Below are 26624 nucleotides of genomic sequence, written 5' to 3' on the forward strand. Positions count from 1 at the left end.
AGGTGACTTCTATGGCAATTATATACAATCCAAATAAAAAAATATTTAACCTGCATACGGTGCATACAACTTATCAGATGCAGGTCGATTCACTGGGATATCTGCTGCATCTGTACTATGGAGATAAAACAAACAGCCCCATGGATTATGTTTTAACCTATGCAGACCGTGGATTTTCCGGAAATCCTTATGCAGCGGGCATGGACCGCACCTATTCGCTGGATGCGCTGCCACAGGAGTATCCTTCCATTGGAACTGGGGATTACCGCAATATTGCGCTGAATATCAAAAATGAAAAAGGGGTGGAAAGCGCAGATCTGCTTTTTAAAAGTTATGAGATCCGAAGCGGCAAATACCAGTTACAGGGACTTCCGGCTGTCTGGGCAGACAAAGAGGAAGCACAGACACTGGAAATTGTCCTTGCAGACGAAAACGCACAGGTTGAAGTTCATCTGTTGTATGGTGTTTTGGAAGAAAATGATGTTATTACAAGGAGCGTCCAGATTAAAAATACGGGAACTGGGCAGATTACGATCGAAAAGGCAGCGGCAGCCTGTCTGGATTTTGTACAGGGAGATTTTGATGTCCTGCGGTTTTATGGAAAGCATGCCATGGAGCGCAATCTGGAGCGTACGCCGCTGGGGCATGGAACCATTGCGTTTGGCAGCCGCAGGGGAACGTCCAGTCATCAGTATAATCCGGCAGTGATTTTGGCAGAAAAAGGAACAACAGAGACCGCAGGCAGCTGCTATGGAATGCTGTTTGTATACAGCGGAAATTTCTCCTGTGAGGCAGAAAAAGATCAGTTCAACCAGACGCGCCTGCTACTCGGATTAAATGAAGAACTGTTTTCCTATCCGCTTGCGGAAGGAGAAACCTTTACGGTACCGGAAGTCATTTTGTCTTATTCGGCAGACGGATTGTCTGCACTGTCGCAGCAATATCATAACTGCATCCGCAACCATGTGTGCCGCAGCAAATATGTACATATGCAGCGCCCGGTGCTGATTAACAGCTGGGAGGCAGCATATTTCGATTTTACGGGAGATACGATCGTGGATCTGGCAAAAGAAGCTGCTTCCCTTGGAATTGATATGGTAGTGATGGATGACGGCTGGTTTGGGAAAAGAAACGATGATAATTCTTCCCTTGGGGACTGGCAGGTCAATGAAAAGAAACTGGGGGGAAGCCTGGCAGAGCTTATTACCCGTGTGCATAATCAGGGGGTGAAATTTGGCATTTGGATTGAGCCGGAGATGGTCAATGAAGACAGCGACCTTTACCGGGCACATCCAGACTGGGCAATTCAGATTCCGGGGAAAAAGCCGGTACGCTCGAGAAACCAGTTACTGCTTGATTTTTCCAGAAAAGAAGTGCGCGACTGTGTATTTGATCAGATTTGTGCCGTGCTGGATCAGGGAAAAATTGATTATGTCAAGTGGGATATGAACCGCAGTATGGCAGATGTCTATGCCGGAAATCTTTCCTATGATTACGTGCTTGGTGTCTATGATTTTATGGAGCGCCTGTGCAGCCGGTATCCGGATCTTCTGCTTGAGGGATGCAGCGGTGGCGGCGGCAGATTTGACGCAGGAATGCTTTATTATTTCCCACAGATCTGGTGTAGTGACAATACCGATGCAATCAACCGCACAAGGATCCAGTACGGAACGTCGTTTTTCTATCCGGTTTCCGTAATGGGGGCGCACGTTTCAGCGGTGCCGAACCACCAGACCGGACGGGTAACAAGTTTCCACACCCGAGGGGTGACGGCGATGGCTGGAACCTTCGGTTACGAATTAAACCCGGCGCTTTTATCCGATGAGGAAAAACAGCAGATCCGGGAGCAGATTAAAACATACAAGAAGTATGAAACGCTCATTAACGAGGGAACCTACTGGCAGCTGTCCGATCCGTTTATGGATGAAATTGCGGCATGGATGACGGTGTCAGAGGAACAGGATCATGCATTAGTCAGCGCAGTGCGTCTTAGGGCAGAGGCAAATCAGGCAGCCGTTTATGTCCGCCTGCGTGGGTTAAAACCGGATGCCGTGTATCTGGAAGAACAGAGCGGCAGACAGTATTCCGGTGCAGCACTGATGCATGCGGGAATTCCGCTTCCGCCGTTTACCAGAGAATATGAGGCGTATCAGTTTGTTTTTACAGAGCTGAAAGAGGCTGGAGCATTATACGAAAAAGTACAGAAATGGTGTGAGAGGAATACCAAAAATCGCATGGTCATCAGTATTTATGGTGGCTCCGGTTCCGGAAAAACAACACTTGCCACGGCATTGCAGCAGTATTTTTTAAATGACGGCAGGGGCTGTTACCTGCTCTCGGGCGATGATTATCCACACCGGATTCCAAAACGCAACGATGAAGAACGGCTGCGTGTGTATAAAGAAGCCGGGGAAGACGGACTGCGTGGATATCTCGGGACAAAGAAAGAGATTGACTTCGACCGGATCAATGAAGTGCTTGCGGCATTTCATGAGGGAAAAGATTCAATCACATTGCGGCATATGGGACGGGAAGATGGCGAGATTTCATCGGAAGAAACCGATTTTTCCGGAATATCCGTATTACTTCTGGAGTGGACACACGGAGGCAGTGACGATTTACATGGTGTGGATCTGCCCGTCTTTCTGGAAAGTTCCCCGGAGGAGACCAGGGAGCGGCGCATCCGCAGAAACCGCGATGAGAATGCCGCAAGCTCGTTTATCTGTCGCGTGGTAGAACTGGAACAGGAAAAAATTGAAGTGCAGCGCAAAAATGCAGGATTAATCGTGGGAAAGGACGGAAGAGTTTATGAACCATAAACCGATGCTCAATGCATATCCCGACAGCCTTGGAGGAAATCTGGGAGATATCATAACATTGCTGAAAACTGAGGCTTTGCAGGATGTATTTTCTTCTTTTTACATTCTGCCGAGCCTGTACCATTCCGATCTCGACCGGGGATTTTCCGTGATTGACTATGACCTGAATGAGCAGCTTGCCAACCGGAAAGACCTTGAACAGTTAAAGGATATGGGAATTGATCTGAAACTTGATTTTATTTTAAACCATGCTTCCGCACAGTCCCCGCAGTTTCGGGATCTTGTGGAAAAAGGGGAGGCTTCTGCGTACCGCGATTTCTTCATCGATTGGAACCATTTCTGGGAAGGGCATGGAACCATGACGGAGGAAGGCTATATCCAGCCGGATGAAAGCTGCCTGAAGCAGATGTTTTTCCGCAAACCCGGGCTGCCGATCCTAATGGTGGAATTTCCGGATGGAAAAAAAGTGCCGTACTGGAATACCTTTTATCAGGAAGTGCATGGCAGACAGTATCTCGGACAGATGGATGTAAACATCCAGTCACCAAAAGTGTGGAAGTTTTATCGTGAAACACTGGAAAAAATAGCCTCTTACGGCGCAGCGATTGTGCGGCTGGATGCCTTTGCCTATGCGCCGAAGACACCGGGAAAGAAAAACTTCCTCAATGATCCGGAAACGTGGGAACTTTTACAGAAGATCCATGCGCTGGCAGAACCTTTGGGACTTACGCTTTTGCCGGAGATCCACGCAGCGTATGATGAAAAAATATATGAGACACTTGCAGAAAAAGGCTATGCAACCTATGACTTTTTCTTGCCGGGACTGGTCATTGATGCGATTGAGAACCGGCGGGGAACGTACCTTGCGGCATGGGCGAAGGAGATTGTGGAAAAGAAGATCTCCACGGTCAACATGCTCGGCTGTCACGATGGCATCCCGCTTCTGGACTTAAAGGGGCTGCTTCCTGAAGAGGAGATCCAGTCGTTAATTGACCGGATTGTATCCCGCGGAGGCATGGTCAAAAATTTACATGGACAAAAGAATCTGTATTATCAGGTAAATGCCACGTACTACAGTGCATTGGGAGAGTCGGATGAAAAAATGCTTCTGGCGCGGGCAATCCAGATGTTTATGCCGGGCAAACCGCAGATCTGGTATCTGGATCTGTTTGCCGGAAAAAATGACCATGAAGCGGTGCAGCGCGCGGGAGAATCCGGACATAAGGAAATCAACCGGACAAATCTTTCCACTGATCAGATCACGGAAGGGTTGAAAAAAGATGTGGTTCAAAAACAGCTTGCGTTAATCCGCATGCGAAATACCCATAAGGCATTTTCGGAAGGCGCAGAGGTAGCAATCTCCGGAGGGGAGAGGTCTCTGGAAATCCGCTGGGAATATAATAGTGCATTTGCAACATTATATGTAAATTTTGAATCAGGAACATATACAATAGTAGAAAGCAGATAGTTAAGTTGGGCTGTCGATTGTACATGAAACCTAAACTTTATAATGGAAGCTTTCATGAGAGAGTAATTCTGATAATAACCGTGGATTATATTTTTCATCAGTCAGTATTTGAACTGCATCATCATTGAGATGCAGAGCGGATACTGACTTATTTGTATGTTCACGTAGTTCGGTTCGGCAAAGAAAATAATCGGTGCTTACTTGATAAAAGTCTGCAAGCGTCAGTAGATTGCCAAGCGACATATCTACATTTTCATCTTTCTCATAGTTGTCGAGTGTGGAACTTGGGATGCCGGTAGCATCAGACAATTCCTGTAATGACATTCTTTTTTCTGCGACTCTCAAATCTTTCAGCCGTTCCGGTATGGTAAGCCTTGTGTGCATAGTACAAAGGAAGTGTGGGAAGCAGGTAATCGGAAGAAAGCAATAAGGACTTGTCAAAAAAATTTTAAAAAAATAAAACCTGCCATAATATTATTCCGTCATATAAGTGAAAACAATAATAAAAACCGGTGGAACATCGGAGAAAAGAGGAAAATATTATGGCAAAAGAAAAAAGAAATCTTTATGAAGAAGTAGAATTTGGTAACGATTATGGTTATGCAATGCAGGTAAAACGGGAAGCGGAGACACAGTTATATGAGATTCAGAAAATCTGGGGACTGGCAATTGCCGGAACGGTCTGTGGAGGTATCGGAATGGTGCTGGCATTCCATCCGATTTTTATTATGATAGGATTTGTTATGGGCTGTGTTTGTTACAGCAAAGTGGGTGGTTTTGGAATAGCGGCAAAATGGGCTTGGAACATTGCAAAATTTGGCTGGTTTGTAGTCCCGTATTTTCCGATTGATTTATTAGTCGGTGCCATCGCATTGTGTTTAGGTTTCCTTTCCTTATTTTTCCTGCCTTTTTTCGTGGTTAATCATATCAGAAAACAGGCACAGCAGAACCAGCAGCTGGCAGAGGCATTCCTGCATACATGCCAACAGAATGATGGCGCAGCTGCATAGTTGTTCGTCAAAATACATATAAAAATTACAGATTATCAAAATATTTTGATATTTCATCCAAAAAAATTCTATTCTTTCCAGATTGGTTTGTGATTATAATGAATTTAGTCGATGAGACAGGTTCGGAGAAACCAAAATCAACAAATTGCAAACCAGGAGGAAAAAAGAATGAGAAGGAAAAAATTATTAACTGTATTGGTAGCAGCAACACTTGCATTATCCATGGTTGGATGTGGCTCTTCCGGAGGAAGCGGCTCTGGTGACTCAGGAAGCACCAGCAGCGTAGCAAACAAGGATAAACCACTTTGCTGGTTTAACCGTCAGCCATCCAACAGCTCCACAGGAGAACTTGACATGGATGCATTAAATTACAACAAAGATACCTATTATGTAGGCTTTGATGCAAATCAGGGTGCTGAACTGCAGGGACAGATGGTTCTTGATTATATCAAAGAAAATGCAGCGTCCATTGACCGTAACGGAGACGGAGTAATTGGTTATGTACTTGCAATCGGAGACATCGGACATAACGACTCTATTGCACGTACCCGTGGTGTCCGTTCTGCACTTGGAACCGGAGTAGATGCAAATGGAGCAATTGATTCAACACCGGCTGGTACAAACGTAGACGGTTCTGCAAAAGTTGTTCAGGATGCAACACTGGATGTAGATGGAAAGACTTATACAATTCGTGAACTTGCTTCACAGGAGATGAAGAACTCTGCTGGTGCAACATGGGATGCAGCTACAGCAGGAAATGCAATCGGAACATGGACCGCATCTTTTGGCGACCAGATTGACGTAGTTGTTTCTAATAATGATGGTATGGGAATGTCAATGTTTAATGCATGGGCAAAAGATAACAAAGTACCAACCTTCGGATACGATGCAAATAGTGATGCTGTTGCAGCTATCGCAGAAGGATATGGCGGAACAATTTCACAGCATGCAGATGTTCAGGCTTACCTGACATTAAGAGTGCTTCGTAATGCATTAGATGGAGTAGACATTGATACCGGTATCGGTACTCCGGATGATGCAGGAAACTGCTTAACAGAAGGAGAAGATTACAGATATAGTGAAGAAGAAAGATCCTACTATGCATTAAATATAGCTGTTACAGCTGATAATTATCAGGATTTTACAGACTCAACCAAGGTTTATGACAAAGTATCCAATCAGCTGGACGCAGGCAAGAGCCCAAGCAAGAAGGTATGGCTTGATATTTACAATGCTTCCGATAACTTCCTTAGCTCAACCTATCAGCCACTTCTTCAGAACTATGACAAACTTTTGAACCTTGAAGTAGATTATATCGGTGGTGATGGACAGACAGAGTCTAACATTACAAACCGTCTTGGCAACCCGGGTGAGTATGATGCATTTGCAATCAACATGGTTAAAACAGACAATGCATCATCTTATACATCACTTCTTTCAAAATAAGGTTATTGCCTGGAAGAAAACAGCATAGATACAGAAGGGCATCAGATAAAAATGGTGTCCTTCTTTTCAAAGAAAAGGAAGTAGAATTATGGCAGAGGATAAGAATAAATATGTCTTATCGATTAACGGCATGAGCAAATCGTTCGGAAGAAATAAGGTTCTGAATCATATCAATCTGAATGTCAGACCTGGAACAATCATGGGACTTATGGGTGAAAATGGTGCCGGTAAATCGACAATGATGAAATGTCTCTTCGGAACTTATCAAAAGGACGAAGGAACAATAATATTAGATGGAAAAGAAGTTAATTTTTCTGGCCCAAAGGATGCACTTGAAAATGGTGTCGCAATGGTTCATCAGGAATTAAACCAGTGTCTGGAGCGCAGTGTCATTGACAATATGTTCTTAGGACGCTATCCGAAGAATTCATTGGGAATGATTGACGAAGGAAGAATGAGAAAGGAAACTTCCGATTTATTCCGTAAACTTGGTATTACTGTTAATCTGACACAGCCAATGAAAAAAATGTCTGTATCACAGCGCCAGATGTGTGAAATTGCAAAAGCAATTTCTTATCATTCCAAAGTAATCGTATTAGACGAGCCGACTTCATCGCTGACAGCACCAGAGGTTGCGAAACTTTTCAAGATGATGCGGCAGTTAAAAGAACAGGGAATTTCATTGATTTATATTTCACATAAAATGGATGAAATTTTTGAAATTTGTGATGAAATATCAGTTCTTCGGGATGGCAGCCTTGTTATGACAAAGGCAAGTAAAGATACCAATATGAATGAACTGATTTCTGCAATGGTTGGCCGTTCTTTGGATAACCGTTTTCCACCGGTAGATAACCAGCCTGGTGAAACGGTTCTTTCTATACAGAATCTTTCAACTAAGTATGCACCAAAATTACAGAATATTTCTTTTGATATTAAAGAAGGAGAAATTTTTGGACTGTATGGTCTGGTTGGAGCCGGTCGTACGGAACTATTGGAAACTATTTTTGGTATGCGTACCAGAGCGGCAGGAAATGTAATTTATAATGGAAAAGTAATGAATTTTACATCCCCGAAAGATGCAATGGATCATGGATTTGCTTTAATTACAGAAGAACGAAAAGCAAATGGACTTTTCCTGAAAGCAGATATTACATTTAATACTACAATCGCCAATATGAATCATTATAAAAATGGATTCGCACTTTCCAATGATGATATGGTTCGTGCGACGGCAGAAGAAATTAAAGTCATGCATACAAAATGTATGGGACCAGATGATATGATTTCCAGTTTGTCCGGAGGAAATCAGCAGAAGGCAATATTTGGTAAATGGCTGGAGCGCTCACCAAATATATTTATGATGGACGATCCTACAAGAGGAATTGATGTAGGTGCCAAATACGAAATATATGAATTAATTATCAATATGGCAAAACAGGGAAAAACAATCATTGTTGTATCCTCTGAGATGCCGGAAATCCTTGGAATCACAAACCGGATTGGTGTTATGTCAAATGGACATCTTGCCGGAATTGTTAATACTAAGGAAACAAGTCAGGAAGAGTTATTAAGACTCAGTGCGAAATATTTATAATCAGGAAGGAGCATTGGATATGGCAGACAGTAGTATTATTCTTTCATCCGCTGCAGAGGCAGAGCTTTTGAAGCCGATTGATGAATATGTAGGAAAAATACAGGCACAGATTGATGAACTTCGTAAGGATGGTTCAGATAAGGTGCGCAGCTTAAAAAATCACATTGCAATCGTAAAGGAAAATAAGAATTTAACAAAAGAAGAAAAGAGCAGAATGATTGCAAAGGACAAGGAAGCCTTAGAAAAGGCAAAAGCGGTAGAGTCTTCGAATAAAGACAAAGTATCAAAGCTTATCGCAGATGCAGAAGGTTATCTTGCAAAACATTATAAAAATGATTACTATCAGAAAGTTGCTGATAGCTGCAAAGCTGAGAAAGAAGCTGAAAATGCAGAATACAAAAAGATATGTGCTTCCATCAAAGCAGAGCATGAGCAGAATATGAGCAGACTCAGCGATGCAGATGAGAAAAAAGACGAGAAGTATGTTTATAAGAATAAATTATTTGATGCCCAGATGGCACATGAGTCCAGACTTCAGGAGATTAAGGACAGAAAGCATGATGCATATGCACATAAGTATCATCTGATTGACTTACTCCGTATGTCAAGATATACATTTGCACAGAAGAGAGCACAGAAATTTGAAAATTACAAATATACCTTTAATACCACACAGTTCCTTTATAAAAATGGATTGTATATTGTCATTATTTTAATCTTCATTGCTTTATGTATTATTACACCGGTTGTAAAGAATACACAGTTGCTGACAACGACAAACATCTTAAATATTCTGCAGCAGGCTTCACCAAGAATGTTCTTGGCATTAGGCGTTGCAGGACTGATTCTTTTAACAGGTACTGACCTTTCTGTTGGACGTATGGTTGGTATGGGTATGGTAACAGCAACCATCATCATGCATAACGGAATTAATACAGGTGGTGTATTTGGCCATATCTTTGACTTTACCGGTATCCCGGTTGCTGCAAGAGCAATTCTTGCATTGGCAGTCTGTATTGTACTTACAACAGCATTTTCTATGCTGGCAGGCTTCTTTATGGCGAAGTTCAAGATGCATCCGTTTATTTCAACCATGGCAAACATGCTGATTATTTTCGGACTTGTAACATATGCAACAAAAGGTGTTTCCTTCGGAGCTATTGATTCTGCAATCCCGGCTATGTTTATTCCGCAGATTGGAAAATTCCCGACAATTATCCTTTGGGCTGTTGTTGCAGTTATCGTAGTATGGTTCATCTGGAATAAAACAACATTTGGTAAGAATCTGTATGCGGTTGGTGGAAATCCTGAAGCAGCAGCAGTTTCCGGTATATCCGTATTTAAAGTAACATTAGGAGCATTTATTCTGGCAGGTATCCTGTATGGATTTGGTTCCTGGCTGGAATGTAACAGAATGGTTGGTTCCGGTAGTGCAGCATATGGACAAGGATGGGATATGGATGCTATTGCAGCCTGCGTAGTTGGTGGTGTATCCTTTACCGGTGGTATTGGTAAGATTTCCGGAGTTGTAACTGGTGTACTTATCTTTACATCCCTTACATATTCCCTTACCATTCTGGGTATTGATACAAATCTTCAGTTTATTTTCGAAGGAATCATCATTTTGGCAGCAGTAACACTTGACTGTCTGAAATATGTACAGAAAAAATAAGTAATTCGTAATCAGAATCATTCATATATAATCACCATAGGCCGCCCGCTCATCGCCAGAGATGAATGGACGGCCTAAACAATATCAGGTATTCAGAAAAAGACATTTGTCTGATATAATAAGAGCAGGAGAAGAAAGAGCTGAACATGCTGAAAGAGGAACGTCATATGGAAAAGTATAAAGTGATTTTAGTTGATGATGAAATAGAAGCAATCCAGGCAATGGAGCATAAGATGGACTGGGATGGACTGGGCTTTGAGGTGTCAGGCAGTGCAACCAATGGAGTGAAAGCCCTGGAACTGGTAGAAAATATACAGCCGGATGTTGTGATAACCGATATAAAAATGCCTTATATGAATGGCCTGGAACTGGCGCAGAAGTTAAATAATGATTATCCAAATATACATATTATTATTTTTACAGGATTTGATGAATTTGAATATGCCAAAGAGGCAGTACATCTGGAAATTGAAGAATATATGTTAAAGCCGGTAAATGCAGTTGAATTATCTGACTGCATGGAAAGATTGAAAGAGACTTTAAACAGGGAAAGAGAAGAAAAATTAAATGTTAAAAAACTGCAAAATTATTTCCAGGATGCACTTCCGGTGCTAAGGACGAATTTTTTTGTTTCGTTAATTGAAGGCAGGGTAAATGAGACAGAATATGAGAAATTTTTATCTGCCTATCAGATTCCACTGGAGGGACCCTATTATTGCAGCGTGGTATTTCATACTTCAGAGCACCATGTGCCGGAAGGAATGAATCCATTGTTGTTATCCATGTCTGTCGAGCATGAAATAAAGGAAAGGATTGCATCAGAACTCAACTGTCAGGAATTTATGTATCTTGGGAATACAGTTTTGATAGTATCGCTTGATTCAGAAGATAAGGCAACAGAACTGACAGATTTTTGCGATAGATTCTGCAGATGGGCGAACCGTGTGATTGGTGCAGTTGTAACGGCCGGTGTTGGAAGATATTGCGATAGTCTTTTGAATATCAGTAATTCTTATGAAGGTGCAAGAAAAGCAGTATCCTACCGGGTTCTTTATGGAACTGCAAGGGCTATAAATATTGCGGAAGTAGTTCCACGGGAGCAGACGGTAGCCGTACAGTCAGAAGATACGAAAATGCATGAGTTGTTTAAAACGATTTATCTTGGAAATGTAAAAGACATTGAGTCAGCAGTAGAGAGGGAAGTGGAAAAACTTCATAAAAGTGCTGCCACAGTAAATCAGTATCATTTATCAGTTATGGAGATGGTAGGTGCTTTTTACCGGTTCTGCGCCAATAATTTTATGGACTTTAATGATTTCTTTGAAGAAAAAGAAAATCTCTATGAAAAGGTGCCGGAACTGGATAAAGCAACTCTGATGAAGTGGATGAAAAAAGCAGCAGTGGCAATTAGTGAAAAGTTGAAAAGTGCAAGAAATAATACTTCAAGGCGGCTGATTACAGATGCAAAGAATGTTGTGGCAGAGCGTTATATGGAACCTGATTTTTCCCTGGATACGGTATGCTCAGTGCTTGGTGTATCCAATTCGTATTTTTCAACTATATTTAAAAAAGAAACCGGGAAATCCTTTATTACATATCTGACGGATTACCGGATGGATGTCGCAGTCAGGCTTATTGTAGAAACCAATGATAAAAGTTATGAAATTGGAGAAAAAGTAGGGTATCTGGACGCAAATTACTTCAGTTATGTGTTTAAAAAGAAATTTGGAGTATCTCCGTCAAAATACAGAAAATCACCAGAATAGGAATGTGGAGAGGTATGAATCAGAAAAAAAACAGAAAGAAAAAGCACGAAAAAAGGAATATAATTCAAAATATGATGCAGAATATTTCAGCCTGGATGGATATACAGTCACTGCTTATGACAGTTCTTTCTGCCATGACCATTGTTACAACAATAGTTATGGGATTACTGATTTATAGCCGTTTTAAAATGTCAGTAAAAGAAACCGCAATTTCCAATGCAGAAAGCCGGATAGAGAGTACAGTGGATCAGGTAAATAATGAATTGCGGAATATGAGACAGATTTGTAATGCTGTTAATTATAATATCGTACAGGAATATGATATTTCTGACCAGGAATTCAGCAGGCAGTTCAGTCTGTTGTATGAAGTAAATAATGATAAGCTGCAGAGTATGGCCCTTTATGACAGTGATGGGAAAATTATTGCAGCAGAACCAGTAGCTACCAGAGAAAAGAATCAGAAAGTAACAGAGCAGGACTGGTATAAAAGCGCTATAGATGAGATAGAAAATATACATATATCAACACCCCATATACAGGATTTGTTTGAGAATGAGACATATCAATATAACTGGGTGGTGTCTTTAAGCAGTCTTGTGGATATGAATCATGGTGACACTCCGGACAGTGGAGTATTGCTGGTTGATATGAAGTATTCCATGATAGAAGAGGTTTTAGATAACCTGAATGAAGCAGCGGGAGAGACGTATTATTATTTATGTACAGATGATGGGGAAATTCTTTATCACCCAAGAAAAGCAGAAATAGACAGGGGATTTTTTACAGAAGATAGCAGTACGGCTGCCGGTTATGCAGATGGTACATATGAGATTTCTGTGAATGGGGTAAAAAGTAATATAGTTGTGAACAGTCTATCTTATACCGGATGGAAACTGGTAGGAGTTGTACCGGAGGGGGTACAGACGGCAAGCATTAATAAGTTCCGGTATTATATAATTGCCACGGCAATTATTCTTCTGATGATGCTTTTTGTTGTGAATAAAATTATGGCAAGAAAGATTTCGAAACCGATTTTGAAATTGGATGAATCCGTAAAGTCTTATGAAACAGGAGAAAAGACTGAAATATATATAGGGGGAGCTTCAGAGATAAGGCATCTGGCATATTCTGTCCAAAATTCATATAAGCAGATAGAACAATTGATGGAAGAAATTATCCGGCAGCAGAATAAGCGGAGAAAAAGTGAAATGGATGCACTGCAAAGCCAGATTAATCCACATTTTCTTTATAATACACTGGAATCCATCACCTGGATGGTAGAGGCAAATAAGAATGAAGAAGCTGTTTTTATGATTTCGGAACTGGCAAAACTGCTTCGCATCAGTCTTTCAAAAGGAAAGACAGTGATAAGGATTTCGGAAGAATTACAACATAGCAAAAGTTATATGAACATACAGCAGATTCGTTATAAAGACCGTTTTCAGGTGGAATTTCTGATTGATAAAAACGTAGAGGAATGCTGTACTGTAAAACTGGTAGTACAGCCATTGCTTGAAAATGCAATTTATTATGGAGTAGGAAATATGGATGAAGATGAGGGTGGCAAAATTATTGTCCGCGGTGAGCAGAAAGGGAATGATATTTTCCTGTCAGTAGAGGACAATGGAATGGGCATGAGCCAGGAAGTGGTTGATAATCTTCTGACAAATAGTGAAAAAGTTCCAAAGCATGGTTCGGGAGTTGGGCTTATCAATGTGCATACCAGAATACAACTGATGTTTGGCAAAGAATATGGATTAAAAATTTACAGTGAGCCGGATGAAGGAACAAAGGCTGTAATACATATCCCGGCAATTCCTTATTCAGAGGAAAAACGTGGAGAACTTGAAAATCAGAACAGAAAAAGAGAGAGGGTAGAAGATGAAAAAAAATAAGATTACCTTTATCCTCACAGAACTGATGCTTATTGTACTGGCTGCATTTTTTATAATCAGGATTTTTTCAGATAATGAGTCTATGAAAAGAGTTGCGGTTATTGTGGAAGATTCCGGAGATAAGAGATGGGATGCATTGCTGAATGGGTTAAAACAGTCTGCGGAAAATAATAATCTGCATCTGATCATTTGTAATACAGATTTAATTGAAAGCATGGAGGATGAAGAAGAACTGATTAATGAACAACTGCAGAATAATGTAGATGCATTTGTAATCTGTCCGGCTCCGGGAAAAGAAACAAAGACTATGCTAAACCGGCTGCAGGGGGAGAAACCGTTTATACTGATTAATGAGGATACCTACGCAGAAGAGCCATCTGGTTATGCAACGGTAAAACCGGATAATTATAAGATTGGTCAGATGCTTGCGGAGCGGTTAATACAGGATGATGAAGAACAACTGGAGAATAAAAAAATCGGTGTCATTCTTGGAAAGGCAGAGACAGAGGAAAATGTGAACAGAATTGCAGGGTTAAAAGATGGACTGGAGGGAAGTGGTTGTGAAATTTCCTGGGAGTACAATTATGCCAGGGGAAACCAGAACACCAGTGAGATTATTGCATCTAAGAAACAGGTAGATTATCTGGTAATACTGAACAATTGGGCATTAGAAGAAGTGGGTGAGGCTGCAGAAGAAAATAAGTATCACGGTGCAAAGATTTATGGAGTTGGAAGCAGTGAAAAAGCAATTGTGTTATTAGATAATCAGAATATAGAATGTCTTGTCGTACCAGATGATTATGAGACGGGGTATAAGAGTATGAATGAGATTGCAAAAAAGCTAAGGCATTCCTTTTACAAAATGAACAGTTGTGAAACAGAAGTCAGAATAATCAATAAAGAAGATTTGTATTCAAAAGATCTGGAAAGGTTTTTGTATTCATATGAGTAGAACAAGAAGAAGGACAATGGCGGTTACGGTAACACTGATAATACTGATACTGGTGCTGCCCGGATGCAATCAGAAGACAAAGCGGATAGAAAATACACTGAGGGTGAGTGTAGTTACCTATACGCATGATGACCCGTTTATCAACGCCACGGTGGATGAACTGAAGGAAGAGTTAAAGAAGCGGGAAACAGAAGAACGGAAGATTATAACATCTGTCAGAAGTGCAGATAATGATCAGAAAGCCCAGAATGAAATTGTCGAAGAAATGATAGATGCCGGGTGTGATATTTTATGTGTAAATCTGGTTGACCGGACGGATCCGACAACCGTTATCAGACTGGCAAGACAGAATGATATCCCTGTCATTTTCTTTAACAGAGAACCGGTTCCGGAGGATTTGTCGCAGTGGAATCAACTATACTATGTAGGATGTGAGGCAAAACAGTCCGGCGAGATGCAGGGAGAAATTGCAGCAGATTACATAAAGAATCATCCTGAGGTTGACAGGAATCAGGATGGGAGAATTCAGTATATTTTACTGGAGGGAGAGGCTGGACATCAGGATGCCATCAGCCGTACAGACAGTTCGGTAAAGACACTGATAGAACAGGGAATCAATCTGGAAAAACTGAGCTACCTGTTTGCAGACTGGAACAGGGGACAGGCGGAAAATAGAATGAATCAGATTATCAGTCAGTATGGGACCGAAGTGGAGATGGTTATTTCCAACAATGATGAAATGGCATTAGGGGCAATTGAAGCTTATAAAGATGCCGGTTATAACCGGCAGGAGTGGCCGATTATATTTGGTATTGACGGATTGGAAGATGCATTAGAGGCAATACAGAATGGAACCATGCAGGGAACCGTATATAATGACAAGGAAGACCAGGCTGGAGAAATGGCAAGGCTTGCAGTGGACATTTATGATGGAAAGAATCAGGAAGTACAAAGCCTGCAGGAAGAAAAATACTATGTATCCCAGTATCGTAAAGTTGACATCAGTAATGTTGAAGATTTTATAAAATAGTGACGAAGGGGAAATATTATGCAGGAAGATTCAAAGTGGCTGAATGATTTTTATCAGGAAGTTAATGCTGGAAAAAGAATGGAACTATGGCAGAAGCACGGGTGTACGGAACAAGCAGAAGGAGATACTTTCCGGGAGCAGCTTTTATATGCTCGATATGGAAAGAAGAAAAAGAAAGAGGATACCTTTATTGGTTATCTGATGCAGATGAAATATCTTTCGGAAAGTACCGGAGTAGATTTTTCGGGACAGCGGAAGAAACAGGCAGTTGAAATCATAAATGGGTTATATCTTCTGGATGTAGAGAACCGAAGCCGGGTGGAACAGGAGATACTTCAGGCAGAATTAAAGAATACGTTTCTTACATTTATGGATGTGAGTAAAAAGGGGAGAGGGTTCACCTCTTTAGTATTTGGAATGGGACAACTGTCGGAGGAAGGAATTGCTAAAAAAATTGCAGAGCAGATAAGTGCAATTGCATTTACAATGCCACATAAATTTCATATGGACAGGGAATTTGCTGTTTTGCAGAAAGCTGCGTTGGAAGCATTCCGGCAGCAATACCCTGAGCGGGAGCATTTTCTGATGAAATAGCAACAGACTTCTGTTGGACAATAGAGGCAAGGGCTATTTCTTGTTCAAAAAATGTTGAAAATTGCGGGAAATCGTAAGAATATATCATATAAAAACATGAAAATTTGACAATTTTATTGAGAAATAATATTATTAATAAATAGACAAATATGGGATATTATTTGTTGAAATTGAAAAAAGGTAGCTTATGAATATAAGTAAAGGGTGGTGCTTGAAATGAGTCTGGTTTTTACCAATGACAACTGTATTGGGTGTAACAAATGTATTCGCGTGTGTCCTTGTCCGGGGGCATGTGTGGCAGTAACAGAAGAAGATGGAACAGAGCGGATTCAGGTGGATCCGGCAAGGTGTATTGGCTGTGGTGCATGTATGGATGCCTGCAAGCATGGTGCAAGAGAGTTTGAAGATGATACGGAGCAATTCTTTGCAGACCTTGCAAAAGGTGAGAAAATATCCATACTATTAGCTCCGGCGTTCAAGGCAAACTATCCTGAAGATTATGAGAGGGTATTGGGAGGATTAAAGAATCTTGGAGTGAACCGTATAATCAGTGTATCTTTCGGTGCAGACATTACAACCTGGGGATATCTTAATTATGTAAAGAAATACAACTTTACCGGTGGAATTTCCCAGCCATGTCCGGCAATTGTGGGATATATTGAACACTACTTACCGGAGCTTCTTCCAAAGTTATTCCCGGTACACAGTCCGATGATGTGCAGCGCAATTTATGCAAAGCAGGAGATGGGAATTACAGATAAACTGGCATTTATCAGTCCGTGTGTTGCAAAATGGTCAGAGATTCATAACCCGGATACAGAAGGCTATGTATCGTATAATGTAACATTTGACCATTTGATGAAATATGTAAGAGAACATAATATATCAGGCACATTTGCCAGTGATGAAATTGAATATGGACTTGGTTCCATCTATCCGATGCCGGGTGGCTTGAAGGAAAATGTATACTGGTTCTTAGGGGACGATGTATATATACGCCAGATAGAAGGAGAGAAACACACATATCGTTATTTAGAGGAGCATAAGGAAGAAATTGCAAAGGGCATGAATAAAGAATTATTCATTGACGCATTAAACTGTGGAATGGGTTGTATTTACGGAACCGGTGTTGAAGAGGAAATTGCAGGAACAGATAAAGCTTTATATAATATCCATCAGATACAGGAGAACTGTAAGAAGAATACGAAGAACAGTGCATGGTCAAGGAAACTGACTCCGGCACAGCGGCTTGCAAAATTAAATAAGCAGTTCTCAAAATTAAAACTGGAGAATTATCTTAGAAAATATACAGACTGCTCCGAAGAGTGTAATTATAAACTTCCGTCTACAGAGGAACTGAATCAGATTTATGATGAGATGGGCAAGAAGACTAAGGAAGCAAGATGCATTGACTGTGAATGCTGTGGCTATGAAAGCTGTGAAAAGATGGCATTGGCTATTTATAATGGCTTCAATAAGAAGGAAAATTGTATTCATTTTGTAAAGGATACCGTAGAGGAAGAGAAGAAGAGAGCATTAGAACTTGCTGATGAAATCAAGGCAGAAAAAGATGCAGTGGAGAAACAGCAGGAGAATATTAAAACAACGGTGGAGACAGTCAATGACTTGTTTGTATCACTCTATGATTCTGTGGATGATATGGTGAATGGAAACGAAAGTAATGCGACGGAATGCAGTGCAGTATCAGAGGAAATTGGTAATGTGTCTGAATTCTGTGAGAAGCTGACTGGCAGAATGCAGGAGATTGATATGCTGTTGGAATCTATGGCAGAGAATAATCAGGAAGTAGTCTCCATTGCTGCACAGACTAACCTTCTGGCATTGAATGCCAATATCGAAGCAGCCCGTGCAGGAGAGGCGGGAAGAGGTTTTGCAGTAGTTGCAGATGAGATAAATAAACTGGCCATGAATTCCAAGGATACGGCATCCCGGAGTACAGAGAGCCAGGCAAAGGTAAAAGAATCCATTGTGGAGATTATCAAAGATGCAGATGAGCTGGCAAATGTTGTAAATGATACCGGTAACCGGATTCAGAATCTTGCCGCAGCAACGGAGGAGATTGCAGCATCGTCCAATGTGATTTTAAGTGCCGCAAATAGTGTAAAGAGCACGTTGGAACAATTATAAAAATGGTTTACAGAATCGCAGATGAGAAATCATCCGGTTGCATTCTAGCTTTCATTGGAGTATGATTGCGTTGGTATGGAACAGGTCAGTTCCTACGAATATAGATGCACAGGAGGAGAAAGACATCATGAAAATGAAAACCAGACAAATTACAGTTAGTGCAATTATGCTTGCAATCTGTATTGCAAGTCAGTTCTTTAAAAATTTAAGTGTATACATAACAGGACCAGTTATCAATGCAGCATTAATCTTAACTGTATTGTATGCGGGACTGGCATGCGGAATTATTTTAAGTATTATTACACCGGTTACTGCATTCTTTATTACCGGAAGCCCGGTAATGGCAGCCATTCCGGCAATGTTTCCATGCATTATGGCAGGAAATGCCATTCTGGTGCTTTGTGTAGCGTTACTTAAGGGTAAGCTTGGTAGTAAAGCAGGATTCCCGGTTTCTATTGTAATCGGTTCTATCTTAAAAGGATTATTTATGGGAGTTATAATTTCCCTGATTATTTTACCAAATATGCTTCCGGAGAAAATGGCACCAATGTTAAAGGTATTGCAGCTTCAGTTCTCACTGACTCAGGTCGTTACCGCACTGATTGGTGGAGTGTATGCATTTATTATTGCGGCAGCATTAAGAAAGACTTCATTAGGCAGGCAGGATTAGTAGAATAAGAACAGAATAAAAATAGAATCCCCTGAAGCAGGCGGTTGATGATAACCATAACCTGTTTCAGGGGATTTTGCAGGTTAAATTTTCAATGGAGAAGCCGGGTGAGATAAATTTCTCATATTTTGAAACGGATGTAGACTGCACAGAATCTATCGTTTTCCTTATAGTGTTTTTATAATACGAAGAAAGGAAGGATAGATTTATGAAAATGAAACGTGCTTTAAAATGTATTGGTGCAGTGGCACTGGCAGCATCCCTGATGATGGTTCCGTCCATGATTCCGGTGCAGGCATCAAATGGACCATGCATGGAAGGAGAGTTTGCATTTGCCAATATTCAATTGAATGATACGGTTGTATTTTCCACCAATGAGAAAAATACAGTGGACGGAGCGTCTTATGACCAGGCAAGCAATACGCTGACCTTAACCAATTATGACCATCCGGATGTTGCACTTTATACCAACATGATGGGAGACGATTTTAAATTGAATCTGGTAGGCAGTAATAAGCTGCAGAATCTTGGAATCTGGCATGGCGGCTGGGGCGGCTCCCTGACAATCTGCGGTTCCGGAAGCCTTACTGTCAATGAAAACAGAAAGAATCCGGATGGTATTGAATTATTTGCAGAAGGCGGCAAGTCGCTGCTGACGGTTTCCGGGGACAGTACAGTAACGGTATATCGTGGAACTGACGGATGTCCGTTTGGTTCATCCTGGAATTATACGTCATCACCGATTGTGGCAAAGGGACAGGTTAATGACATGAAGATGCAGGCAGAGCATCCTTTTGAAATGATTCAGGTATATGGTGGTTATTTTGGAACTGATATCAGTCCGGTCCAGAGTGATGTGTATACAAAAACCGGAGAAGAAGGCCGGTTTGTTATAACAGAAGTAACCGATATGTCCGGAAATAAGACCTACCGGATTGAAAAATTGCAGGAATGCACTACGCTGGGTGCAGAGGTAGCAATAACTGTAGAAGATAAGCTTACGGATATTTCGGCATATACAGCAAATGGAGAGATAGCAGCTTATTATTCCACTACGATGGCAAGTGGAGGAAGTGATGCCTGTCTGGTAAAGAAACAGGATACGGGAGACACCTTTATTTATAGAGGAACCTATTATGAGGCTGGTAATTCTTACCGGATTCTTTGTCCGATTCTTATGAGTTATACGGATTATAATACACAGGAAACCAGATATCTTATGGACGCAGCACATCCGGTTATGAAAGAGCTTGTAGAAAACATGGCGCTTGCGGAAGATACCTTACCGGCTGGTTATGAATTTGAAGGAAAAGAAGTAGAGAATGTTTACAATGTATATTCCGGGGCGGATGTGATTTCCTTTACACCGAAGCAGGTTGTAGTGAATGGCGTAGTGGATGTAACAGATGGAGATACCGCTATTTCCGACAATGGATTCCGGCAGATATTGGCAGAGAATCAGACAAAGGACATTGTTATCAAATCCAATGATGAGCTTTCCTTTACCTTTGGAAAAGGAACCATGTCAGCCGTTGATAATGTTTCCAGCTATGATTTTGGAGTAAAGATTGTAAAAGATTACAGTGAGCTGGGCACACTTCCAAGTGCAGTAAATAAGAATATTTTCATTGAACAGATTAAGTATAATTATTCCGGTCAGCTTCCGGCAGAAGCACAGATTCGTATTTTTGTGGGAACCCGGTATGCCGGAAAGACATTATATTACAGCCGGTTATTTGACAATGGAACGATTTTAAATATTGATGCGGGAGTAGTAGATTCAGAAGGATATCTGACCGTAAAACAGAATCATTGCTCTACTTATCTTATTACCACAGAAAAGCTGGCAGATACGGCTGCCACAGGAAATGGTGGTACAACATCCGGAAATGGCGGTACAACATCCGGAAGTGACAGTACAGTTTCCGGTGGTGCGGCTGGAACAGCAGCAAATGCATCAACAACAGCAAATAGCCAGCCAACCGTAAAGACATCCGGTAAACCAAAGACAGGTGATAATTCTGCAATTGCAGTTTGTATGGCATTGATTGCAGCAGGTTGTGGAGGAATGTTTGTTTTCAGAAGAAAGATGGCAACTGAAAATGAATAATCAGAAATAAAAAAGAATAATCAGAATGGAATAAACAGAACAGAATAATTAGAACAACCAGAACAGAAAGGACAGGCACGGATAAAGAGCCTGTCCTTTCTGCTGCCAAAAGAATTGTGCAATCATCTTATTTGCCGTATAATAAAAAATAATATAGTAGAAAGAAGCGATAATATGCGCATACAACTTGCAGCTACCATTCGTAAATATGATAAAAAAAATTTTCCAAAGGATATTCTGGCCGGTATTATTATTATGGCAGTTTCCATTCCGATAGCTATGGGCTATGCACAGATTGCAGGACTTCCGGCAGTCTATGGTCTGTATGGTTCCATTTTCCCAATTCTGATATTTGCACTGTGTTCGACTTCACCACAGTTTATTTTTGGCGTAGATGCGGCACCGGCAGCCTTAATCGGTTCGGCACTGGTGGGACTTGGTATTGAGAGTGGAAGCAGTGAAGCAATTGCAGCAGTGCCGGTACTTACTTTCTTTGTGGCAGTCTGGTTATTGGCGTTTTATTTTATGAAAGCAGGAAAACTGGTGAACTATATTTCGGCACCGGTTATGGGTGGATTTATTACCGGAATCTGCACCACGATTATTCTGATGCAGGTACCAAAGTTAATGGGCGGTACCGCCGGCGTTGGAGAACTCATTGAGCTGGTGGAGCATATCGGGCAGACGAAGGTGAATCTGCCATCACTGGTTTTAGGCGGCATTTCCCTTCTGATACTTCTTGTATCAAAGAAAGTAATGCCGAAATTTCCAATGGCAGTGCTTTTAATGGCAGCAGGAGCAGCAATGACAAAATTTTTTCCGGTGAGGGAATGGGGAATCCAGACGCTGTCTGCAGTAGAACCGGGACTTCCACAGTTTGTGATCCCGGATATCCGCATGCTTCCGATGAAAGAGGTAGTAACTATCAGCCTTTCGGTGGCAGTGGTCATTATGGCAGAAACGCTTCTGGCAGAAAATAATTTCGCACAGAAGAATGGATATCGAATGAATGATAATCAGGAAATTTTTGCATTCTCCATGGGAAATTTCCTGGCAGCATTTACAGGCTGCTGTCCTATTAATGGCTCTGTTTCAAGAACTGCAATGGGAGAACAGTATCAGAGTAAGACGCAGCTGACCGGAATCATAGCCGGTTTATCCATGCTGGTATTGCTGCTTTGCGGAACCGGATTTATCGGCTATCTTCCGATTCCGATGCTGACGGCAATTGTAATTTCTGCATTACTTGGGGCAACGGAATTTGAGCTTGCTGCAAGATTGTTGAAGGTCAGCCGTACAGAATTCTTCATTTTCTTAGGAGCATTCTTTGGCGTGCTGATGCTTGGAACCATCAATGGCGTTTTGATTGGCATTATACTTTCCTTTACTGAGATGATTATCCGTACTGCCAAGCCATCAAGATGTTTTCTTGGAATCCAGCCGGGACATCGCCATTTCCGGGATTTAAAAGAAAGTCATCAGATACATGCGATAGAAGGCGTTCTGATATACCGGTTCAGCAGTAATCTCTTTTTTGCTAATGTGCAGATGTTAAAGCGGGACATTGAAGACAATATAAAAGAGGATACGAAGGCAGTCATTTTAGATGCCAGTGCTATCGGCTCCATGGACATTACAGCGGCGGATCAGTTGGAAATGCTGTATCAGGGTCTTAAGAAACGTGGTATCTGTTTTTATATTACAGAACATATTGCAGATTTGAATGAACAGATGCGAAAGCTTGGTCTGGGACACATCATAGAAGAGGGCAGCGCAAGAAGAACAATACATATTGCTTTAAAGGATATGGGTTATGAACGTCCTTATCCGCTGGAGGGCGGTGTAGACAATAAACAGCGCAGTGCCTCAAGAAAGAGGGCGGATAACCGGGTGCAGGAATTTGTCTGGGCATTTGGTTCGGAAACTGAAGATGCTATAGAGCGGCAGATTGTGGCACAGATAGAACAGCTGAAAAAGACAGGAGATGTGGAAAAGCTGTTACATGGAAGCTGGTCCCATATGGAAGAACTGGACGAAGATGAGTGGCTGGAGCATTTAGAGGAGCATTTGAAAGAGATTGTTAATATTTCCGGTAAAGATGAAAGAACGCTGGCTATGCGGTTAGAGGAACATCGACGGGAAGTACATGAGCGTATTGCAAAGGAACATCCGGAACTGGCAGAGCGCTTTAAAGAACGCCGGCATGCGTTAGACGAACATCTGAAGGAACGGAGACCGGAGGTTTATGCACTGGTAGAGGACTTAAGGGAAAAACGGACTTCAGGAAAGATTTAATTAGGCAGAGACATCTTGCTTTTTCGACAAAATTTGCAGGAACCAGTCTGATAATCTGAAACAGATTGGAAGGTATTATGCGGGATGAAAAAGGAAAAGCAGGAAAAAAGGTTTTTTACGGTATTGATTGTATGTATTGTGGTTATGGCTTTGATATTTGGCTGGATGTCAAAAGACCTTGGGGGTTCAAATCAATACATTGATAAGAACAGCAAACAGAGTTTATCTGAACTGATGGAACAGATGGAGCGTGCTTACCGGAACCGTCTGGAGATTACTTATGAACAGATAGATTCTATTGAAAAATATATGTTCGGGGATGGGGAAAGGGAAGCAGAACTGAAAGATTACCAGAACTATTTTGACTCTATGGAAAGTAATATGGTGCGGGATATTGTCTTTGTCAATGATGAAGGTGAATATCTGTGCATGCGTGGACTGAATGGCAGAATACAGATGCAGGATGGATTGTCAGAATTATTTGGTGAGAATAAAGGAATTGCCCAGTACTGTACCTGGAAGGATGGAGAGGAAATCTTTATAATTGCAAAATCAGTAGATTCTTTTTTGATCAATGGGGAAGAATATGAAGCAATAGCATTTCTATTCCGGCCACAGATTATTAACGATCTTTTTGTAACGTCTGCTTATAACGGACAGGCTAATATCTATGTCATGGATGAAAACGGAGAAGTGGCATATGCAAGCATTAATAATGAGCCGGGTGAAGTAACCATAAATTATAATCTGTTTGATAGTTACCATGAACAAAAGATTATGAATAAGAAAGATTATGAAAAAGTGAAGTCGGACTATGCAGAACGCAGCTCCGGGTGTATAACCCTGGAACGTGAAAATGAGTCCGACTATTTTTCGTATCGTGCATTAAAAGGAACACAGTATATGATAGCCTGTGAAGTGGGCATTACGATTGTGCAGAATGTACTGGCAGATTATCAGATTATGATGCTGCATATCTGGCTGACAGTGACCTGCATTATCATTGCAATGTTAGCAGCACTGGGTATTAGTATTCTATGGATTTATAATGAAAAGAATAAGGTAGCTTACGCGAGACGAAATGCAATGCAGCAGGCAGAAGCAGCAGAGAAGCTGGAAGAAGTCAATACTGCATTGGAAGAGACGGTGCTGTTTGCAAATACGGCAAAAGCAGAGGCAGAGCGTGCCAATGAAGCGAAAAGTGTATTTTTATCCAATATGAGCCATGATATGCGGACTCCTTTAAATGCGGTTATGGGACTGGCTACACTGATTTCAAGAGATGCTGAAAATTCGGATTGTGTCCGGGAATATGCAAGAAAACTGACTTATTCAGGGGAACATCTGCTTGGACTCATTAATGATGTCCTTGATATGTCGAAGATTGAGGCCGGTAAAACGGTCCTTAATATTATGAACACGAATATTGCTGAACTGGTGGAAGAACTGGATATGATTATCCGTTCACAGACCAGAGAGAAGGGGCAGGAATTCATGATTCATGTACATCGGATAGAAACAGAAGAAGTGGAAGCAGATAAATTACGTCTGAAGCAGATACTGCTGAACATTTTATCCAATGCAGTAAAATATACCCCAAAGGGCGGTAAGATAGTATTTGATATTACAGAAGTACCAAAGAAAAAGGGAAACTTTGCACAGTATCAGTTCCGGATCAGTGATAATGGACAGGGGATGGGTGAAGAGTATCTTAAGAATCTTTTTGACCCATTCAGCCGGGAAGTGCAAAGCACTGTTAATCCGGTTTCCGGAACGGGTCTTGGAATGCCAATTGCCAAGAGCCTGGTGGAGTTAATGGGTGGAAGCATTCATGTGAAGAGTAAGCTTGGAAAAGGAACTACTTTTGAGGTGATTTTGAATTTCCGGAAAATAAAGTACCAGGAGAAGGTTAACTGGTGGAAACTGCAGAAGATAAGCCAGGTACTGGTGGTTGATGATGAGAGTGAATCAAGAAGATATATTATGGATACGCTGCATCCGTTTGGGATTGATGTGCAGACAGCAGATTCCGGCAAAATGGCGGTTCATATGGCAGAACAGGCTGTGGAAGCCGGAAAAACAAAGACCTGGGATGTTGTAATTATAGACTGGAAGATGCCGGGAATGGATGGTGTTACTACAGCAGAAAAATTGCATCAGATTCTGGGAGAGAAAACAGTATTACTGCTTTTTGCCTATGATTGTAAGGAGATAGAAGAAGCAGCGGGTTATGCTGGAATTCAAAGTATTTTAAGCAAGCCTTTTTTTGTGACAAATTTTAAACGGTGCATCGAACAGGCAAGAAAAGAGCAGCAATTGCAGGGGAAAGGACAAGCAACAGAAAAAGAGAAAATGACATTAAAAGGGATGCGTTTTCTGATAGCAGATGATAATGATTTAAATGCAGAAATATTGGAAGAACTGTTAAAAATGGAAGGTGCAGACTGTGACCGGGCAGTAAATGGCAAGAAAGCAGTAGAAATGTTTGCAAGAGCGGAGGAAGGACGATATAATATTATTTTAATGGACATTAAGATGCCTGTTATGAATGGCTATGATGCAACGAAAGAAATCCGGAGACTTAAGAAGAAGGAAGCAGCGAAAATACCGATTTTTGCCATGACTGCCAATGCCTTTGCGGAAGATATCCGGACCTGTATGGAAGCAGGGATGGATGCACACATTGCCAAACCGGTGGATCTGGATTTATTAGAAGAAAACATCCGGATTTATATGCAGGCAAAAGCATAACAAAAGAAGAAGGGAACAGAAGAATGGGTATTTTTAAGAAACGTCTGACTGTAAATGAAGCAATCAATGCAGCGCATACTTCGGAAAATGCAATTATAATTGACTGCCGGGCAAAGGAAGATTACCAGAAAGGACATGTGGCAGGAACAAAGAATATTCCGCTGGACAAGATAACGGAAGACCGTATTTTGCGGAGATTCCCGGATAAGGAAAAATCTTTTTATATTATAGGAAGTTATAGCTGCCGGTCCGAAAAGGCGGTAAAAGCATTTAAGAAATTAGGCTATAAGAATGCCATTTTCGGCGGTTATATGGAGGAACACCACGGAATTCTGGTGAAGTAAGCTTAATGATTAAAATTGTATAAAGTCTATAAAGAATAAGAAAAATGCAGAAAATGT

18 protein-coding genes are annotated in these 26624 nt (G+C 41.3%); 17 read left to right on the forward strand and 1 reads right to left on the reverse strand.

Translation table 11 applies throughout. The features are described from left to right. The first annotated feature begins 11 nt into the window (after positions 1 to 11). Together DWX96_RS05930 and gtfA are read left to right on the forward strand one after the other, a co-directional pair. A complete protein-coding gene (locus DWX96_RS05930) occupies positions 12 to 2819 on the forward strand; it encodes an alpha-galactosidase (protein ID WP_118057003.1) in 2808 nt (935 codons plus the stop codon). Next, a complete protein-coding gene (gtfA, locus tag DWX96_RS05935; RefSeq protein ID WP_118057004.1) occupies positions 2809 to 4287 on the forward strand; it encodes a sucrose phosphorylase in 1479 nt (492 codons plus the stop codon). The genes DWX96_RS05930 and gtfA overlap by 11 nt, the downstream gene beginning before the upstream one ends. Positions 4288 to 4317: 30 nt before the next feature. Here gtfA and DWX96_RS05940 read toward each other — a convergent pair whose 3' ends face one another. Next, positions 4318 to 4671, reverse strand: coding sequence for a helix-turn-helix domain-containing protein (locus DWX96_RS05940; protein ID WP_147403791.1), 354 nt, complete (start codon positions 4669 to 4671; stop codon positions 4318 to 4320). 158 nt (positions 4672 to 4829) lie between these two features. Between DWX96_RS05940 and DWX96_RS05945 the strand changes: the two genes are divergently transcribed. The 15 genes from DWX96_RS05945 (at position 4830) to DWX96_RS06015 (ending at position 26567) form a co-directional block, all read left to right on the forward strand. Further along, the gene (locus tag DWX96_RS05945; RefSeq protein ID WP_118057006.1) at positions 4830 to 5297 is read left to right on the forward strand and encodes a hypothetical protein; all 468 of its coding nucleotides are present in this window, start codon (positions 4830 to 4832) and stop codon (positions 5295 to 5297) included. Between the two features lie 168 nt (positions 5298 to 5465). After that, positions 5466 to 6743 carry a substrate-binding domain-containing protein gene (locus DWX96_RS05950; protein WP_118057007.1) on the forward strand — a complete coding sequence of 426 codons (1278 nt, stop codon included), beginning with the start codon at positions 5466 to 5468 and terminating at the stop codon, positions 6741 to 6743. Positions 6744 to 6831: 88 nt separating this feature from the next. Then, positions 6832 to 8340: a sugar ABC transporter ATP-binding protein gene (locus DWX96_RS05955; RefSeq protein WP_117698237.1), complete on the forward strand. Its 1509-nt coding sequence runs from the start codon at positions 6832 to 6834 to the stop codon at positions 8338 to 8340. A 19-nt stretch (positions 8341 to 8359) separates the two neighbouring features. After that, positions 8360 to 10012, forward strand: coding sequence for a galactose/methyl galactoside ABC transporter permease MglC (locus tag DWX96_RS05960; protein WP_117698266.1), 1653 nt, complete (start codon positions 8360 to 8362; stop codon positions 10010 to 10012). Between the two features lie 167 nt (positions 10013 to 10179). After that, complete coding sequence (locus DWX96_RS05965) at positions 10180 to 11778, forward strand: response regulator (RefSeq protein ID WP_117841665.1); 1599 nt, start codon at positions 10180 to 10182, stop codon at positions 11776 to 11778. Between the two features lie 71 nt (positions 11779 to 11849). Beyond that, positions 11850 to 13673, forward strand: coding sequence for a cache domain-containing sensor histidine kinase (locus DWX96_RS05970; RefSeq protein WP_242988743.1), 1824 nt, complete (start codon positions 11850 to 11852; stop codon positions 13671 to 13673). Next, positions 13660 to 14625, forward strand: coding sequence for a sugar ABC transporter substrate-binding protein (locus tag DWX96_RS05975; protein ID WP_118057008.1), 966 nt, complete (start codon positions 13660 to 13662; stop codon positions 14623 to 14625). Before DWX96_RS05970 ends, DWX96_RS05975 begins: the two co-directional genes overlap by 14 nt. Beyond that, positions 14618 to 15655, forward strand: coding sequence for a galactose ABC transporter substrate-binding protein (locus DWX96_RS05980; RefSeq protein WP_117698235.1), 1038 nt, complete (start codon positions 14618 to 14620; stop codon positions 15653 to 15655). Before DWX96_RS05975 ends, DWX96_RS05980 begins: the two co-directional genes overlap by 8 nt. A gap of 18 nt (positions 15656 to 15673) precedes the next feature. After that, complete coding sequence (locus DWX96_RS05985) at positions 15674 to 16249, forward strand: DUF6553 family protein (RefSeq protein ID WP_118057009.1); 576 nt, start codon at positions 15674 to 15676, stop codon at positions 16247 to 16249. Between the two features lie 216 nt (positions 16250 to 16465). Further along, positions 16466 to 18397 carry a [Fe-Fe] hydrogenase large subunit C-terminal domain-containing protein gene (locus DWX96_RS05990; protein ID WP_117698233.1) on the forward strand — a complete coding sequence of 644 codons (1932 nt, stop codon included), beginning with the start codon at positions 16466 to 16468 and terminating at the stop codon, positions 18395 to 18397. Between the two features lie 127 nt (positions 18398 to 18524). Beyond that, a complete protein-coding gene (locus DWX96_RS05995; protein ID WP_118057010.1) occupies positions 18525 to 19067 on the forward strand; it encodes an ECF transporter S component in 543 nt (180 codons plus the stop codon). A gap of 208 nt (positions 19068 to 19275) precedes the next feature. Further along, complete coding sequence (locus DWX96_RS06000; protein WP_118057011.1) at positions 19276 to 21177, forward strand: NPXTG-anchored protein; 1902 nt, start codon at positions 19276 to 19278, stop codon at positions 21175 to 21177. Between the two features lie 174 nt (positions 21178 to 21351). Beyond that, complete coding sequence (locus DWX96_RS06005) at positions 21352 to 23472, forward strand: SulP family inorganic anion transporter (RefSeq protein WP_118057012.1); 2121 nt, start codon at positions 21352 to 21354, stop codon at positions 23470 to 23472. Positions 23473 to 23556: 84 nt separating this feature from the next. After that, positions 23557 to 26223 (forward strand): hybrid sensor histidine kinase/response regulator, encoded by a 2667-nt coding sequence (locus tag DWX96_RS06010; RefSeq protein WP_118057013.1) that lies wholly within the window; start codon positions 23557 to 23559, stop codon positions 26221 to 26223. A 23-nt stretch (positions 26224 to 26246) separates the two neighbouring features. Continuing rightward, on the forward strand, positions 26247 to 26567 hold the full coding sequence (locus DWX96_RS06015) for a rhodanese-like domain-containing protein (protein WP_117841552.1): 321 nt from the start codon (positions 26247 to 26249) through the stop codon (positions 26565 to 26567). The last annotated feature ends 57 nt before the right edge of the window (positions 26568 to 26624 follow it).

The sequence above is a fragment of the Roseburia sp. AF22-2LB genome, from assembly GCF_003461125.1.
GTDB classification, from domain to species: domain Bacteria; phylum Bacillota; class Clostridia; order Lachnospirales; family Lachnospiraceae; genus Roseburia_C; species Roseburia_C amylophila.